The following is an 18,221-nucleotide window of genomic DNA, read 5'->3' on the forward strand; positions in this document are numbered from 1 at the left end:
CTGTACCTAAATACTGTCCTGCATAAATTGATTTCAAACCTTTCTTGCCTTGACTGGCGAATAAAATAGTCAAAACAACTAAGTAGTCAATTGATGGAGAGACAAAAACTAATAAAGCGGATACTATTGTTTCCATTATTTCTCCTTTCAAAATGTTAACATTTATTTACATGTTCCCTGCAGTTTATTTAATTTTAGATTTATCAACGCGCAGGCAGCGCATCGCATTGGCAACTGCCAAGCACGCAACACCTACATCGCCAAAAACAGCTACCCACATATTTGCAATACCTAAAGCTGCAAAACCTAAAATTAAAACTTTAACACCGAGTGCCACCACAATATTTTGGCGTACAATTCTCATGGTTTTACGTGCAATATTGATAGCTGTTGCAATGCCTGAGGGCTTGTCGTTCATAAGTACCACGTCAGCTGCTTCAATTGCCGCATCAGAGCCCATAGCGCCCATAGCTATACCTACATCCGAGCGCATTAAAACGGGAGCGTCGTTAATTCCATCACCCACAAATGCCAGTTTGCCGCCCAAGTCTTCTTGACGAATAAGTTTTTCGATAATTGCAACTTTGTCCTGCGGCATAAGTTCTGCATGGAATTCATCCATTCCAAGCTTTTGGCATACGCTTTTTGCGACGTCGATCCTGTCACCTGTGAGCATAACGCAACGCTCAACACCAATTTTATGCAGATTAAGAATAGTTTGCGATGCATCGTCTTTAGGGGAGTCGGCAATAACAATGTGACCTAGATACACACCGTCTTGTGCCACGTGAATGGTGGTTCCCATAACTTCGCATGCTTGCGTGTGAATCCCCACTTCTTCCATAAGTGCAAGATTACCAGCTGCAATGCGGTGCCCTTCAAAATCGGCACTTACACCTTTGCCTGAATGTTCAGTAAAGTTAGTTACTAATTGCGGGTTTGCACCTGCAGTATATGCCTGTCGAAGAGCCTGCGCAGTTGGATGATTAGACAACACTTCTACATGCGCTGCAATACGTAGCAGTACACCACGTGCAATATCGGGAACGGGATGAACAGTGATAATACCAAACTTTCCCGTAGTAAGCGTTCCTGTTTTGTCAAACGCAACGGTATCAACTACAGCTAGTGTTTCAAGATAGTTTGAACCTTTTATGAGTATGCCCTGCTTTGACGAGGCTCCAATACCACCAAAGAACGAAAGCGGCACCGAAATAACGAGTGCACACGGGCAGCTTACCACCAAAAATATCAACGCACGCTGTATCCATGTTGAGTATGAACCATAGCCCATAAGCGGTGGAACAACTGCTAAAAGTGCAGCTAAACATACAATAACGGGAGTATATATGCGCGCAAATCTTGAGATAAAGTGCTCGGCGTGAGCCTTGCGCGAGCTGGCATTTTCTACAAGATCTAAAATTCGCTGTACGGTAGAGTCTTCATACTGTTTGGTAACTTTGATAGTAAGCGCGCCCGATAAATTAACGCAACCACTTACCACTGACGATCCAATATGTACCAACCGTGGCAAAGCTTCGCCCGTAATAGCGGAGGTGTCTATTTGCGAATAGCCGTTTATTATTTCGCCGTCAAGCGCAATGCGTTCGCCCGGTTTTACCATAATGCATTGGCCAACTTCAATATCTTGAGGTTTAACTTTGGTAAGTACATCACCCTCAATACGATAGGCATACGCAGGCGCAATGTTCATCATCGACTTAATGGAGCTGCGGCTTTGATCAAGCGCGTAATCGTGAAACCATTCACCAGTTTGATAGAAGATCATAACAGCTGCACCCTCTGCCATATGAGGATCGCTTTCGGGGAAGAATACCAGCGCAAATGCACCGACCGTTGCAATGACCATCAAAACATTTTCATCAAAGAGGTGCCCGCGGATAACTCCTTTATAGGCGCGCGCAATAACGTCTGATCCTGCTATAAGATAGGGAACCAAAAAGAGTACAAATTGGATCCACAGGCACGCGATAGAAGGTAGTCCAAGTAGTTTGAGTGGCAGAAGCTCAATGATGACAAAGATAACCAACGAAATTACAATTCGCATAAGGTTGAAGCGTTGTTCGGGGGAGAGATCTTGGAATTTACGTACGAGGTAGTTCATGGTTTGTCCTGACGTTGCGATCTATAAAGAAACAAGTTATAGTGCCTGTTTCCTTACGAGGTACTGATAAGTGATGTAGATAAGTTAAATATGTTTAACTTGTTTACGATACATGGATAGGTACAAAATAAGTACAGCTATTCGCACATGTGCGTCATACCTTGGGAAAGCATGGTGTTTACGTGGTCGTCGGCAAGCGAATAGATAATTTGTTTACCTTCGCGCTTAAAACGAACAAGATGTGTTTGCTTTAAAATGCGCAACTGATGAGAAACGGCACTTTGTGACAAACAAACTGCGTCTGCAATATCGTTAACCGATAGGCTACCGCAGGTTAGTGCAAAAAGAATTTTGACGCGCGTTGTGTCCGAGAAAATCTTGAATAGGTCGGCCAAATCGTAGAGAATTTCTTCGTCGGGCATGTCCATAGCGGCAATCTCGGCTTTTGCGGTATCTTTTGCCGTTGCTCCATTAAGAGGTTTGTGTGGTGTTATTTGTGCTTTTTCCTGCGAATTGTGCAAATTCTTTTTGTTCGCGGCTGATTGGCGCGGCATATAACCTCCTTACATATATACATATGAACAAGCGTTCATATGTTAGTTATCATGATACCAAGTTTTTGGAGGATGTCAAATAAAGCTTAAGGCAAGTTGAAAAGTTGAGCTTTGCGCTCTACAAAAACTTGATTATCTTTACGCTAAAAAAGTTAAATCGCACTCATGATGTCATAGACAATATGCATATAGAACATGTGTATAGCTGTGCGTGTTCTTTCAGATAGGATGTTTGTTTATCCTAAAACCTAGTTTTTAACCATTTCGTCTAAGAGTGAGGTATCGTTTGTATCGACAAATTTTATCTCGGAAGCCAAGTGCCAGTGATTAGAAGAGAGTGGCTCTGGTGCATGGTTTTTGATATAGGTCCATTGTTGTTTACGTATCAATTTTCCGTTTGATAGTTTATACATTGTGCTGGTTATCGTTTGAGAATTAGAAGGATACTCATTTTGTAAGAGTTCGTTAGGCTCTTTTCCAATTTGAAATCCTGTTGTGTCATCACCTATGGTTGCATGGCCTTCATAAAGCGGTTTATCTGTGACTGTCATATCGCCTTGCTTGCCCAAAGAAGAAAAAATATAGATCTCGGACATGGCTTTTTCGTATTCGATCTTCATCAGCATTTCGGGTATTTTATCTCCTGTAATGTCAATGACAGCATATGATATTTTAGTAACTGCAAAATCATGAGAAACGTATTCGCTTGGATTTTTAAGTGCATCTTGGTATTGGCTTGCAGCCGTTGTAAGTTTTTCTGTTTGTAATTTTTTTGCCGCAATCTGGGCTTCATTTGCCGCGGCTGCCGCTTGCTCACGCGCGTTGGCTGCTTGCTGTGCAGGACTTAGGCGGTGCGTGTATGTCCACGTAGCAAAAATACAAAATGCCAAACACAAAACCACCAATATAAGAGTAGCAACAGTTTTTATGCTAACGTGTGAGGTATATGGGCTCGTACCTTTTGTATGATGCATAAAGTTCTCCTTGCGTTTTTATTTCTGCAACATTAGTGTTGTTGAATGGTTTTTCGTGCATGTACATACTGCAAGCATAGCAGCATACAAAGTAGTATCATGGCTCCTACATAACTTCCTACAGCACCGCTGAAATGCAATGTAGTAATGCATATGAGAGAACATATAATAACAAAGCCAAAGCTTATGAGATAGGACGTAAAAGCATTTGCTTGTTTGCGTATGATGGTGAGCAGCTGAAAGAAAAAGTCGATACATGCGCTTAAACCGCCCGCAATAACCATGCCTAACTGTTCAAGCTGTAAATGTTTAAATGAGACGCCATAAAGAATTCCATTAAGAGTTGCGCCCCAATTCCACATAATAAAAGCCATAAGAACCGTAATGCCTATAATACTTGTTGCAATGATAAATGTTTGTGTGTCAAAACGTTTTGTGTTGTCGCTTTGTGTCCACAGCATCGATAATTTCATGAGCTGTGGCTTATACACAAGCGCAGCAACAAGTACAATAGCCATTGCTGGAAAGTAGAGCGCATTAAAATAGAGCTGCTGCTGGTAATCCAGAATGGCTTCCATAATAAATTTTGGTGAAGTATCAATAAGCGCAAAGAGAAATTGACCTAAAAATGCAGGGAAACACTCATAAAAAAGCTCACTGAGCTCAATTGCTTCCCAGCCGCGCGATTTGGGCGTTTCAAATTTTGCAAGCGGATAGGTGATAATAACAAAGCTTACGCCTGCAAAGAGAGCAAGTGCACGTGTTGCTGTTTGTACATCGCGAAAAAGTATAAGCACTAACATAAAGACAAAGCACGCACCGCCGCAGCGAATTGCTTGTGAAATGCCTGCTAGATAAAGTTTATCGCATTGTTGCAAGCGACCTTCATAGACATCGGCAAGACTGTCGATAAGCTTAAAAGTCATAAGCGAAATAAGCAGAGATGACATGAGCTCGCTATCGTGGCGCAGCGTCAGATATACCCAGCTTATTACTACCATAATAATGCAGGTAAGTATGCGTTGTAGCTGATAGGCGGCAAATGAATCTTGTTCGCTAACATCGGATACCTGAAAGGTCCTTACCCCAAAAAGTGCAATAAATTGAAACACACTTGCAACTACAAATGCCATAGAGAATTGACCAGCACTATCGCACCCACAGATTTGTGAAACTAAAATGGTAAGCAAAGGGAACATAAGCCCCATGCATGCCTGACCGAGGGCATTGCACAAATAATCTTTAACAGTTCGATGCGACCCATAGAGTGCAACCTGATTTGCAAAATCTTGATGTTGCACGCCTTCCATAAGACGATTTTTCCAAGACTTCATGATGTTATGTGAAGATCGAGGCGCGTGTAACTCGCTCCTCGTACGCGTTGTACGGCTGTTGTATTCTTCTTTTGGTGCAAACATGTGTTTTACACAACAAAACAGCTGTTTCATAAATCATCCTAACGTTTGCACACCAAAAGTGTTATGTGATAGATGCGTGTTTATTACGTACTGCTGGTTTACACCCGTGTTTGTGTGCAAACGACAACCATATTGGTAACACGATATACACGCCAGCCTTGCAAAATTTTCAATCATACAAATGTATATGTTATATATGTTTGTATGATTGGATATTAAGCTACACGTAATCCTTATTATACGGTTTTGTTTTATCCGCGCACTCTTGCTTTTGTAGCGTTTACACGGACGTAAGATTTTAGTGAGAAAGATTTCTAAACGGTTACGGCTTCTGTGTCGCTTATGCTAAATTGCCAAACCTGCCTTGCAGCGCCTTAAAGTGGTGTATTGTTAGATGGGTAAGTTAGGTAGGGTATTGTTTATAAAGGAGTTATCGTGTCGGAGTTTAGTGGTCAAAACCAATCTGGCAAAAACGATAAAGAGGCTTACAAGGCACAAAACCATACCAAGAGCAGTGCAACAGCAGCTCATGTATACAAACCTTTGCAGCCTGCACAATCAAAACAAATAAACACACATATGGTTCATGCCGAAGAGGAACGCACTTTTGAGCGTGTTAATATTCCTGAAAGCCTTAAAAGTAATTTAACGCTTTTTCTTCATCTTGTACGTAAAGTTATTCAGGAATACGACGAAAACCTTTGTACCACGTTTGACGTGCTCCTTTCCGACTTTATCGAGGCAGATAATCAGGAAGCGCACCATCCAAGTCAAACGTGTTCTGCACTCCAAGATGCCGTGCGTATTATAAACGGTCTTGAGATTCATGAAGCCACGATGCTTGCGCGTGCGTTTGCGTCATATTTTCATCTTGCAAATATCTGTGAAGAGAATTATCGTGTTGCTGCTTTGCGCGCACGTGAAAAATCTACGCCCGTTTCAAAAAAAGACAATCCTTTTGCTAATCCTAACAACGATTTAAGTGCCGCCTATCACGAAATTATGCGTGAATGTGGCAAAGACAAGGCAAATGAGCTGTTGCACCGTTTGGAATTTCACCCCGTATTTACGGCGCACCCAACCGAAGCACGCCGTAAGACCGTTGAGGCGCGTATTAGAAATATTGCAACGCTGCTCGAAAAACGCGCGCGCCTTGGTGGAGCTTCTTTGGCCGAGAATGATCGTCGTATGCTTGAGGAAATTGAGGCGCTCTTTAGAACATCTCCTATTGCGCTTAAAAAGCCAACCCCTGTTGAAGAAGCAGATACTATTATTGACATCTTTGATCACACCCTTTTTGAAATGGTTCCCGATGTGTATCGTCGCTTTGACGATTGGGAATTGGGCGATGATGCTGGTAAGGTTCCACCTTTGTGTCCTGCATTTTTTAAGCCAGGAAGCTGGATTGGAACCGATCGTGACGGTAATCCTAATGTTACGGCAAAAGTTAGTAGAAAAGTTGCCGAAAAATTCCGCACGCATATGCTTACAAAATTAGCCGAGGAAACCAAAAAAGTTGCGCGAAGCCTAACGCTTGATACCGTGTCAACGCCCGCTTCTAAGCAGCTGCGCAATCTATGGAATCATCAAGTTGAAATGAGTGAAGTTCTTTCTGTGCACGCGTATCAGGTTTCTGCAAGTGAGCTACATCATGCAGTGCTTAAGGTTATGGCAAACCGTTTGGAAGCAACTATCACGCGTACTGCCGATCTTATGTATACAACGGCAGAAGACTTTATCGGCGACTTGCGCATTGTCCAAGAGTCCCTTGCACAAGCCGGAGCTGTTCGCGCTGCATATGGTGTGGTGCAACGTCTTATTTGGCAGGCAGAAACGTTTGGATTTTCCCTCGTGCAAATGGAGTTTCGTCAACACTCGCTCGTGCATACCCGTGCGCTTGAAGACATTCGTGCGCATGGTCGTTGGGGAGAACGTGGCGAGCTTGCGCCCATGACTAAAGAAGTGCTTGATACGTTTCGTGCCATTGGTTCTATTCAACGCCGCAATGGTGTTGAGGCGGCGCGTCGCTATATTATCTCGTTTACACAGTCGCCTCAAAATATTGAAGACGTCTATACGCTTGCTCATCTTGCCTTTGCGCACGATAAAGACGTACCAACGCTTGATGTTATTCCTCTTTTTGAGCAGGTAGAAGACTTAAATAATGCAATTGATACGCTCAATCACATGATAGAGATCCCTGCGGTTCAAAACCGCTTGGCCCAAACAAACAGACGTTTGGAAGTTATGTTGGGATATTCCGACTCTTCTAAAGACGCAGGTCCTACGTCGGCAACACTTGTGTTGCACGAAACGCAGGCGCGCATCGCACAGTGGGCAAAAGATCACAACATTAACCTCATTTTAATGCACGGCCGCGGAGGCGCAGTTGGACGTGGTGGCGGTCCTGCAAACCGTGCAGTTCTTTCTCAGCCTATGGGTTCGGTAAACGCCTTCTTTAAGCTTACCGAGCAGGGCGAAGTTATTTTTGCGCGTTATGGAGATCCAGTTTTAGCACGCAGGCACGTTGAGTCTGTTGCTGGTGCTACGCTTTTGCAGTCGGCTCCTTCTATCGAAAAGCTGAATACCGAAACTACTCAGTCATATTTGGGTCTAGCCGAAGAACTCGACCATGCAGCTCATGCGCGCTTTTTGCGTTTGATTCATACCGAAGGCTTCCCTGAGTGGTTCTCTACCGTTACGCCTTTGGCCGAGATTGGTATGATGCCTATTGGTAGCCGCCCAGCTAAACGCGGATTAGGCGCAACATCGCTTGCTGATTTACGTACCATCCCGTGGATTTTCTCGTGGTCACAAGCTCGTACCAATTTAGCGGCCTGGTATGGTTTGGGAACTGCATGCGAGGAGATTGGTGATTTGGCACGTCTACGCAGCGCGTATAAGCAATGGCCGCTGTTTACGACCTTTATTGACAATATCGAAATGTCGCTTGCAAAAACTGATACGCGGATTGCAAAAATGTATTTGGCGCTTGGCAAGCGTGACGACTTAACGGCGTTGGTTCTCGACGAGATGGAACTCACCAAAAAATGGGTGCTATCCATTACGGGCAATCAATGGCCGCTTGAACACCGTCGTGTATTGGGTCCGCTTATTCGTATGCGTAGCCCGTTTGTAGATGTTTTGTCGGTAACCCAGGCGCATGCGCTTTCAGTGTTGCGCACACGGGGTCAAGATTTAAGTCCCGAGGAAAAAGAAAAGTTTATTTATCTTATTTTGTGTACCGTTTCAGGCGTTGCTGCTGGATTGCAAAATACGGGATAATTCTTTCAGAAAAAAATAAGGTTTGCGCCAAGTAAGAATTCATTTCTTTGAGGGAAATGCCTTATAAAATCAAAAACATTTGTGTAAAGCACGCTTATAACCTATAAGCGTGCTTTTTAATTACGGCATTTATGTGGAGAACCTGAAAATAATGTATAAAGCTTAAGAAAATCTTAACCAAAACTAACAATTCTTTAATTTCTGTAAGTAAGCTGAAAAAATTTGTTTACAATGTTACTACTTAGTTAGTTTTATATAACTCTTTTGGTTTCAACAAACAAAGGGGTGTAGGGGAGAGGTTGTCACGTATGCATCAGAGCAATACGGTAGAAATTCACGGGATGAGTGGTGATCGTATGCCGCTTTCGCTTATGCGTGAAGGCAGTGTTTGCCGTGTTTGTGCTGTTCGCGGAAATGACGATACAAAGCACCACATCACTTCTTTAGGTTTTGTTGATGGCGCGGTTGTCGAAATTATTTCCAAGCTGAGCGGAAGCGTTATCGTGCGGATTAAAGGGACAACATTTGGCATTGGCTCGGAGATAGCGCGCAGAATTTACGTGCATGAATGATTTTGCCATGTGGCGAGACGTACGCGTCGTGAGTTATGTCATGCATGCAGCATAACTTAGAGCGCGCACAAGGGTTTCCAACACATTACTGTCGTTTATGTATAACAACCTCAAGAGTTATTTGATATATACGCGTTTGCTTGTGCACAGCTTTATGTGCACGATTGGCAACGCTCGGGAAAGGAGTATGCATGGCTACCTTAAAAGACGTGCATGTGGGACAAACATGCGTTGTAAGTCGCCTGCTTGGAATGGGTGCAGTTAAACGACGCATTATGGACATGGGTCTTACCAAAGGCACAAAACTTTTTGTTCGTAAACTGGCTCCTCTTGGTGACCCTATAGAGCTTACCGTGCGTGGGTACGAGTTATCCATTCGCAAAAGTGAGGCCGAATGTGTAGAGGTTACCCAGGTAGAAGACGCGTCTTCTGCACAAACCTCAGCAACCACTCAAAAAGCATAGAAAAGGAGTCCATCACATGTCCACTAAGACATTTATCGGCCTTGCGGGTAACCCAAACTGTGGAAAAACCACGCTCTTTAATGAGTTGACTGGCTCAAACGGTTATGTTGGTAACTGGCCAGGCGTTACGGTTGAGAAAAAGCAAGCTGCATGGCAAAAAGATAAATCTACGGTATTTGTTGACCTTCCAGGTATTTACTCGCTCTCTCCGTATTCACCCGAAGAAATTGTTTCGCGTGATTATATTATGACGGAGTCGCCATCTGCGCTTATCAATCTGGTTGACGCAACAAATCTTGAACGTAGTTTATACCTTACAACTCAGGTAATCGAAAGTGGTTGCCCTGTTGTTGTTGGTCTTAATATGGCAGATTTGCTTAAAGAGCGCGGAGATGTTGTTGATACCAAGAAACTTTCTTCTGCGCTTGGTGTTCCAGTTTTACAGGTAAGCGCGCTTCGCGGTACGAATATTATAGAGCTGGTAGAAGCTGCGCATAATGCAGCACGCACAGCGGCTGTTTCTAAAGGCACCGCATGCTTTTCTGAAGATGTCGAAAACGCATTGCAAGAAATTGCTCGTGTTATTAGTTTTGCGACCGATGAGCATCATCTTCGCTGGTATTCCATTAAGGTCTTTGAACGTGATGCCCAAATTATTAAGCAACTTTCCTTGTCTGATGAGGTTCTTGAAGCGTGCGAGCATGTAATTGAGCCGATCGAAAAAGAGCGCCAAGACGATTCTGAATCTATTATCACCTCAGAACGCTATGACTGGATTGAAACCGTTGTACACGATTGTGTACGTCGCGCTCCAAAAAAACTCACGCTTTCGGAAAAAATAGACAAGGTGGTAACCAATAGATTTTTAGGTCTTCCTATTTTTGCGCTTGCAATGTTTATGGTGTACTACCTCTCAATCTCTACTATTGGTAAAGGTGCCACAGACTGGGTAAACGATAACCTCTTTGGTGACGGCTTCTTTATTTCGCAAACAGGCGAGTCAGAATTTAATGACGCAAAATCAGATTTTGATGACAAACACTATCAAGATCAAATTGATGGTTATATAGATGCAGCGCAAGACGCAGGCGTTGAAACCGACGGTGTTGCGGATGCAATTTCAAAGCTTAAAGAAGACGACGATGACGAAGAGGCTCAGGCAACGCTTGATACCTTCAAAGACGATGCGCGCGACGCACAGGTGGTAGCGCACGATGTTCCGATTCATAACGAAGATGGCAATTTTGTTGATAGCGAAGGCGAAATAATTACGCGTATTGACGCAGATGGTGAGCCTATTCTTGAAGAAGGGCAGACTCTTGATGTTGTGGACGATGTTGACGCAGACGCCTTTGACGAGGCAGTTGATGGTCTTCAAGACGAGCCCGATCCAAGCGACTTCCCAGGCTTTGTTCCATCAATTCCACAAGCAGCAACAAACGCATTGAAAGCAATGGATGTTTCTGATCCTGTTATTAGCCTTATTGTTGATGGTATTATCGGCGGTGTTGGTGCGGTACTAGGCTTTATCCCTCAAATGGCTGTGCTCTTTATTTTGTTGTGCTTCCTCGAAGACTGCGGATATATGAGTCGTGTTGCATTTGTTATGGATAGGGTGTTCCGTCGTTTTGGGCTTTCTGGAAAATCATTTATTCCTATGCTCATTTCTTCGGGTTGTGGCGTTCCAGGTGTTATGTCAACCAAAACTATCGAAAATGAAAAAGACCGTCGTATGACAGCTATGCTTACGACGATGATTCCCTGTGGTGCAAAGCAACCGATTATTGCGCTGGTTATGGGCGTGCTGATTGGCGGAGGCGATGCATGGTGGGTAGGACCTCTGTTTTACTTCTTAAGTATTGTTTGCATTGTTTCCTCGGCAATTATGCTCAAAAAGACCAAGTGGTTTGCTGGCGAACCTGCACCGTTTGTTATGGAGCTTCCTGATTATCATATTCCAACGCTTAAATCGTGGGGCTTGCATGTTTGGGAGCGTATTGGCTCATATGTTGGCAAAGCCGGTACTATTATTTTTGCGGCAGCTGTAGGTATTTGGTTCTTGTCGAACTTTGGTATTGCTGGCTGGCAGGAAGGCAGCGGAGCATTTGGCTATCTTCCAGCTATGGAAGGCGTTCCCGAAGAGTTTATGGACTTTTCTGTTCTTGCAGGCATTGGTAATGCAATCGGTTGGATTCTTGCGCCTTTAGGTTGTGCAAATTGGCAAGCAACAGTAGCTTCGATTTCTGCATTAATTGCAAAAGAAAACCTTGTATCAACCTTTGGTGTACTTTACGGTTTGGGCGATGCAACAGAAAACTCAGTTTCTATGTGGACAGGCTTTGCTGGTATGTTTACCGATTCTAATGGTTTAATGCACGCAGGAGCACTATGCGCCTTCGTAGCGTTTAACATGCTTGACGCACCTTGCTTTGCAGCAATTGGTACCATTCGTAAACAAATGAACAATGCACGCTGGTTCTGGTTTGCTATTGCATATCAATGCGGATTTGCGTGGGTAGTAGGCTTGATTATCAATCAGATGTGGGAACTTATTGTATTGGGCAATGTAAGTGTGTGGACATTTGTGGCAGGGCTCTTTATTGTGCTGTTACTCTTCCAAATTTTGCGTCCGCAACCTGCATGGGATAAAAAAGACGCCAAGATTGTATCGAGTTTACAGACGCTTGAGCAGCATAAACAAGATAGCTCACAGCAACATTCTTCGGGTTGCGGCTGTGGCTGCTCATCGTAGGGAAGCGTAGCGTAAACGCGTGTGCACTTACGGCATTTTATGCTGTGAGTGCACGTGTAACACGTGTGTCGCACGAAGTTTGATAAGTCTTTTAGCTGCAATTCTTTGCGCAAAAGTGAAATAGCAATGCTCATGAATGTGTTTGTGCGTTCATGAGCATTTTTGTAACTTGAAGCGCTGGTTTTTTCTAACATGGAATACGTGGTGCGTATATGCGCAACGCGTAATGAGGACCGAAAACGCAAGCGTACATGTAAGTGTGCCGCATCACATGCCATGTGCGCAAAGTTAGTTTGTGTATAACTTGTGAATTTTATGAACCTTAAAAGTTGCTGGACAAAAGTTCGAAATGGTGTACCATATCTTACGTAAGTTATCTCGTGGTAACTTATTGATTTCGTTAACTTCTACCTGACGCATTCGGACCCTCTCCCCGATAGCGAACAGGTCTCATACGCCGCTTGCGTCCCCCTTTCCTACGCAGGCGGCGTTTTCTTTTGTCTTTATTGCTGTGCGTCCTCGCTCGCGCCCGTGCTTATAAATTCCGACGCAGAAAGCTCACGCACATTTGTTTTTTCGCTATCCAGTTCTTGTACCGTAAGTTTAGCGCCGTCTAGCTGTTTCATTTTTCTTGCACTAGCCAAAACGCGTGTTTCAAGTGTTCCCACCATGCTGTTGTAATTTTTAACTGCTGACGATAAATTTTTACCTACCGCACTTACTTTGTCGCCAAGTGTTGCGAGGCGTTCGCAGAGTTCTTGCGAAAGATTAAAGAGTTCGCGCGCATTATCGCTGAGCTCTTGTTGATGCCACGCGCACGCCACCGATTTAAGAACTGCCCACAATGTTACGGGAGACGTAAGCGCAACCTTTTTAGAAAACGCATACGTGAGCAGATCTTCGTCCACGGCAAGGGCGGCTTGTAAGAGAGCCTCGTTTGGAATAAAGGCAATAACAAAATCGGGATTAGTTTCAAACAACTCCCAGTATGATTTTTTACTGAGTGCATTGATATGTCCGCGCAAATCGGCTGCATGAGCTTTGAGTAGTTCTGTTCGTCTGCGAAGCGCCTCTTCATCAGCCGAGTCGTCAATTTCGCATGCACGGCGATAATTATTGTAAGGAGCTTTAGAATCAATTGGAATGGTTTTATTCCCAGGCAGATGAATAATCATATCAGGTCTAAAGCTTTTGTCATCACTGGTAGAAAGTTTTACTTGTGTATCAAAGTCGATATGTTCGGTAAGCCCTGCAGCTTCAACAATATTTTTAAGTTGGACTTCGCCCCATGCACCACGTACCGAGCTATTACACAAAGCCGATGAAAGCGATGATGTAACACTATCAAGACGTCTTTGCTGGCTGTCAAGTCCTTTGAGCTGCTCATCAAGGGCACCTAAATCTCGTTTGCGAGCCTCTTCCATATACATTACTTTGTGCTGTAAATCGTCTAGCTTTGCCTTTACCGGTTCAAACGCTTTAATAACGCTTTCGTTAACTAAAAGCTTATGCTTTTGTTCGTTTGAATCTTTGGCAAGACGTAGCTGCTCGTTTTGCTGAACCAGGTTTAATTGTTCTTTGATATCGCTTAAGCGATTGTTGAGCTCAGCATTTTGGGCTGTCAGTGCAGAATTTTGGGAATGGAGCTCCAACATTTGCGCTTGGTGGGTATTTATAGCGGTCTGGAGTTTTTCTTCAAGCAAACTTTCTTGCGTGTGTGCCTGCGCAAGTTCGCGGCGTTTACCTATAATGTATGACCCAAACATAAGGGCTATAATCACCATAATTCCTATGATATGTATGATAAGGACCGTCGCCATAAGTATCCTTTCTGTCTATGCGCTCTACTTACCAGTAGTGCTGCATGTGTTGCGCGCCCATCAGCTTGTATGCTTGCTCGTGCGCTCTTGCGCGCCTTGTATTACTTGAGTTTTATACGTTTGATATAAGAATCCATCTATAAGAAACACGCTTTTAGTATAGCTTCTGCGTGCCTTTCAGTATAATATGAAATATCCATCGTTTGAAAGGAATGTGTGTATGTCTCAACAAGTCAGATTGCTTGATAGTTTTATCCCTTCGCATTATGCCATAAAGCTTGATGTAAGCCGAGAAGAAAAACGCTTTACAGGTTGTGTAGTAATTGACGGTGAGGCACTCACACCAACATTTAAACTTAACCAAAAATATTTATCCATTTCGCGCGTGTGCATAGACGAGTGCGAATGTGCATTTGAAGTATCCGATGAATCTGAAACCGTAACAATTTTTGGCTCTCAAACAGGTTCTGTGCGTGTTGAGATTGAATATTCGGCACCGCTTACTGATACTATGATGGGAATTTATCCGTCATATTACCTGCATAACGGTGAAAAAAAGCAGCTTATTGGCACGCAATTTGAAACTACGTTTGCACGCGAAGCGTTTGTGTGTGTAGACGAGCCTTGTGCTAAGGCAACGTTTGATCTAGCACTCAAATTTGACGAAAAACCAGGCGAAATTGCGCTTTCTAATCAAAATGAGATCGCCTGCAAAGATGGATACCATATTTTTGATACCACGGTTAAAATGTCCACCTATCTGCTTGCGTTTGTATGTGGCGATTTACAGCGCAAAACTGCTTATACCTCATCTGGTGTAGAAGTAGGCGTCTTTGCCACGCGCGCCCATCAGCCACATGTGCTCGATCTTGCACTTGACATTGCTACTCGTTGTATTGATTTTTACGAAGATTATTATCAAACTCCCTATCCGCTTCAACACAGCTATCATGTTGCACTTCCCGATTTTTCAGCTGGTGCAATGGAAAACTGGGGTCTTGTTACGTATCGCGAAGCCTGCTTGCTTTACGATAAAAACAATAGTTCGCATACCTATAAGCAACGTGTTGCATCAGTTATTGCCCACGAACTTGCTCACCAGTGGTTTGGTGATTTAGTTACCATGAAATGGTGGGATAATCTTTGGCTTAACGAGTCGTTTGCAACCATGATGGAATACGTAGCAACAGATGCGCTTGAACCATCATGGCGTATGTGGGATACCTTCCAAACATCCGAGGCGTCTATTGCACTTTCGCGTGATGCAACCGATGGCGTACAAAGCGTTCATGTTATGGTAGAGGATCCGCGCGAAATTGACGCTATTTTTGATAGTGCAATTGTGTATGCCAAAGGTGCTCGTTTGTTGGTTATGGTACGCGCGCTTGTGGGTGACGATGCCCTGCGCAAAGGTCTTAAAGCATATTTTGATGCGCACCAGTATGGTAATGCTCAAGGCGAGGATCTATGGGATGCACTTGAGGCTGCAAGTGGCTTTGCGGTAGGTCAGATTATGAACTCTTGGCTTGAGCAGCCTGGATATCCTGTTATTAACGCGTATGTTAAAGACGGTCATTTGTTCTTGCATCAACAGCAGTTCTTTATTGGTGAGCATAGTGATCAGGCTCGTTTATGGCAGATTCCGCTTGGTTCAAATTATGAACAAGTGCCCTCGCTTATGACCGAAGAAACTTGTGATTTAGGAGATTACGCGCAGCTGCGCGCATGTGCTGGCACTCCGTTTATTCTTAACAAGCACAACACAACACATGCAATTATTAACTATGACACCACACTTTTGTCTGATATTCTTGCGCATATTAAAGAGCTTGGTGCCGACGAACAATTTAAGCTTATTCAAGATATGGCGCTGCTTGCAAAAGCCGAGCTTATCACATATGCCGATCTTATTCCTTTGTTGGTAAAAGTAAGCGCGTCCACATCGCATATTGTTGCGCACAAGCTTGTAGAAGTTTGCAATACGCTTGAGCAGTTTATTACGCCAGATAGTGACGAAGAGGCGCTTTTCAAGCGCTATCGCAATCTGTTGTCAAAAGATCGTATGCAAACTTTGGGCGTATGCCCTCGTAGGAGCGAATCTCACGATGACATGCTTTCAAGGCCGCTCTACACATCGTTAGCGTTGCGCGCCGACAACCAACAGATCATCGAAGAACTTCATAAGCTCTACGAGACTCATCACGAGAATCTCTTTGATATTCAGGCGGATATTCGTCTTTTGGTTCTTAAAAACGAGATTCAACATTTTGAAACGCCAAGCCTTGCGTCTGCATTGTTAGGTCTTTATCAAACAACAACCGACGCGCTCTTTAAGAACGATTTACGTGCGGCAATCTGTGCTTCAACAGATGAAAAGGTAATTGCTGATGTTTTGCGTAAATTTAAGGATACCGACGTTATTAAGCCTCAGGACGTGCGTATGTGGTATTACGCGCTTCTGTCCAATTCACATGCCGAAGAGCCAACGTGGCAATGGTTGCAAAACGAGTGGTCATGGCTGGAAAGCACTATTGGCGGTGATATGGAATTTACCAATTTCATTAAAATCTCGGCAGACGTATTTCACACGTCCGCGCGTCTGCAAGAATTTAAGGCGTTCTTTGAACCCAAACAAGATGTTGCTGGTTTAGGCCGCGAGATTGCAATGGGTATCACCCTTATTACAGGTAAAGTTAAGCTGATAGAAGCTTCTAAGCCTTGTGTTCTTCAAGCGCTTAAGGCATCGGTTACTGGATAGTAAAGTGAGAGTTTATGGACATACTGTTTAACCCCGTTATTGTTTCGGTTGTAGTACTGTGCGTGCTTAGCCTGCTTAAGCTTAATGTTTTGTTGTCTATGATCGCGGCAACAATTGTTGCCGGAGTTGCTGGTGGCATAAGCCTTTATGGCGACGGCACAAGTGTTATGAGCTTGTTATGCGATGGTTTTTCGGTTAATGCCCAAACGGCGCTTGCCTATATTTTGCTTGGTACCTTTGCCGAGGCAATTTGCACAACAGGGCTTGCCGAAATTATTACCGCCAAGCTTGCGCGCGTTATCGGTACAAAAAAATACGTCTTGCTTGCCATGCTGACGTTTATTGCCGTGTTGTCGCAAAATTTAGTACCTGTCCATATTGCATATATTCCTATTCTTATTCCGCCTATTCTTGCACTTATGAATAAGCTCAAAATTGATCGTCGAGCCGTTGCATGCGCAACGGCATTCGGCTTAGAGGCGCCCTATATTGCAATTCCATTTGGCTTTGGACTTATTTTTCAAACGGTAATTGCTACCAATCTTTCGGAAAATGGCATGAGCGTTACGGTGATGGATGTTGCGCGTGTAAATTGGTATTTAGGCTGTGCAATGTTTATAGGTCTGCTGATAGCGGTGCTGATAGTGTATAGAAAGCCACGTGTGTACCAAACAACCTCTGCCGATACACAAGCTGCCATGGCACAGGTACCAAATCTAACGTATAAACACTATGTTACGCTTGCTGCAATTGTTGTTGTGATGATTGTGCAGCTTATATCGCACGATTTATCGCTGTCTTCACTTGCAGGATTAGCCGTTATGATTGCTTTTAAGGCAATTGCTTGGAATAGCATTGACGAGCAGCTTGCAGGCGGTGTTAAGCTTATGGGGCTTATTGCTTTTATTATGCTGGTTGCTGGAGGTTATGCCAATGTTATCAAGGCAACAGGTGGTATTGATGCGCTGGTGTACTTTGGAACAAGTTTTATGCACGGCAGCAAAATTATTGCAGCGTTGGTGATTACGATCATCGGTCTTTTAGTAACTATGGGAATTGGTACGTCGTTTGGTACGGTGCCTGTTTTGGCTGTTTTATTTGTGCCGCTTTGCCAAAGTATGGGTTTTTCGGTTCCTGCAACTATTGTTTTGATAAGTGCTGCAGCTGCTTTGGGTGACGCAGGATCTCCTGCATCCGATACAACTTTAGGTCCTACCTCGGGTCTTAATGCCGACGGTCAACATAGCCACATTTGGGATACCTGTGTTCCTACCTTTATTGTGTTTAACTCGGCTTTGATGATTGCTGCGGTTATTGCGGCGCAGTTTATATAGATCGCGTACGTCTTCTATAAGCGGTATATACACGTTATACCTTGCATAACGCCAAAGCTTACCGCACGGGTATAACGCACAAACATAACGCACGAGCATAACGTACGAGCATAACGCACAAATATCGCAAAAAAAAACGCGCCTCATCCTAAAGGCGCGTTATTT

12 protein-coding genes are annotated in these 18,221 nt (G+C 43.8%); 6 read left to right on the plus strand and 6 right to left on the minus strand.

Annotated elements, in window-relative coordinates:
* The 5 genes from AC5GD6_RS03970 to AC5GD6_RS03990 all read right to left on the minus strand — a co-directional run.
* Positions 1-136: cadmium resistance transporter (locus AC5GD6_RS03970; protein ID WP_491846294.1), on the minus strand; the 136-nt coding region annotated here is incomplete at its 3' end.
* A 48-nt stretch (positions 137-184) separates the two neighbouring features.
* Positions 185-2,125, minus strand: a complete 1,941-nt coding sequence (locus AC5GD6_RS03975) for a heavy metal translocating P-type ATPase (protein WP_276770253.1) — start codon at positions 2,123-2,125, stop codon at positions 185-187.
* 137 nt (positions 2,126-2,262) lie between these two features.
* A complete protein-coding gene (locus tag AC5GD6_RS03980) occupies positions 2,263-2,679 on the minus strand; it encodes an ArsR/SmtB family transcription factor (protein WP_006302501.1) in 417 nt (138 codons plus the stop codon).
* A 248-nt stretch (positions 2,680-2,927) separates the two neighbouring features.
* Positions 2,928-3,653 (minus strand): hypothetical protein, encoded by a 726-nt coding sequence (locus AC5GD6_RS03985; RefSeq protein WP_491846282.1) that lies wholly within the window; start codon positions 3,651-3,653, stop codon positions 2,928-2,930.
* Positions 3,654-3,685: 32 nt separating this feature from the next.
* Positions 3,686-5,101 (minus strand): lipopolysaccharide biosynthesis protein, encoded by a 1,416-nt coding sequence (locus AC5GD6_RS03990; RefSeq protein ID WP_491846283.1) that lies wholly within the window; start codon positions 5,099-5,101, stop codon positions 3,686-3,688.
* 549 nt (positions 5,102-5,650) lie between these two features.
* Here AC5GD6_RS03990 and AC5GD6_RS03995 point away from each other — a divergent pair.
* The 4 genes from AC5GD6_RS03995 to feoB all read left to right on the plus strand — a co-directional run bounded on the left by AC5GD6_RS03995 (position 5,651) and on the right by feoB (position 12,144).
* Positions 5,651-8,356 carry a phosphoenolpyruvate carboxylase gene (locus AC5GD6_RS03995; protein ID WP_491846295.1) on the plus strand — a complete coding sequence of 902 codons (2,706 nt, stop codon included), beginning with the start codon at positions 5,651-5,653 and terminating at the stop codon, positions 8,354-8,356.
* Between the two features lie 308 nt (positions 8,357-8,664).
* On the plus strand, positions 8,665-8,928 hold the full coding sequence (locus AC5GD6_RS04000; protein WP_061103191.1) for a FeoA family protein: 264 nt from the start codon (positions 8,665-8,667) through the stop codon (positions 8,926-8,928).
* A 191-nt stretch (positions 8,929-9,119) separates the two neighbouring features.
* Positions 9,120-9,392, plus strand: a complete 273-nt coding sequence (locus AC5GD6_RS04005; RefSeq protein WP_006302514.1) for a FeoA family protein — start codon at positions 9,120-9,122, stop codon at positions 9,390-9,392.
* A gap of 16 nt (positions 9,393-9,408) precedes the next feature.
* A complete protein-coding gene (feoB, locus tag AC5GD6_RS04010) occupies positions 9,409-12,144 on the plus strand; it encodes a ferrous iron transporter B (protein WP_491846284.1) in 2,736 nt (911 codons plus the stop codon).
* 503 nt (positions 12,145-12,647) lie between these two features.
* Here feoB and AC5GD6_RS04015 read toward each other — a convergent pair.
* Positions 12,648-13,964 (minus strand): DNA recombination protein RmuC, encoded by a 1,317-nt coding sequence (locus AC5GD6_RS04015; RefSeq protein ID WP_491846285.1) that lies wholly within the window; start codon positions 13,962-13,964, stop codon positions 12,648-12,650.
* Positions 13,965-14,184: 220 nt separating this feature from the next.
* On the opposite strand from AC5GD6_RS04015, the gene AC5GD6_RS04020 reads away from it, so the two are divergent.
* Together AC5GD6_RS04020 and AC5GD6_RS04025 are read left to right on the plus strand one after the other, a co-directional pair.
* Complete coding sequence (locus AC5GD6_RS04020; RefSeq protein WP_491846286.1) at positions 14,185-16,722, plus strand: M1 family metallopeptidase; 2,538 nt, start codon at positions 14,185-14,187, stop codon at positions 16,720-16,722.
* Between the two features lie 14 nt (positions 16,723-16,736).
* Positions 16,737-18,056, plus strand: a complete 1,320-nt coding sequence (locus AC5GD6_RS04025) for a Na+/H+ antiporter NhaC family protein (protein WP_464361466.1) — start codon at positions 16,737-16,739, stop codon at positions 18,054-18,056.
* The last annotated feature ends 165 nt before the right edge of the window (positions 18,057-18,221 follow it).

This window comes from Fannyhessea sp. (assembly GCF_986145555.1).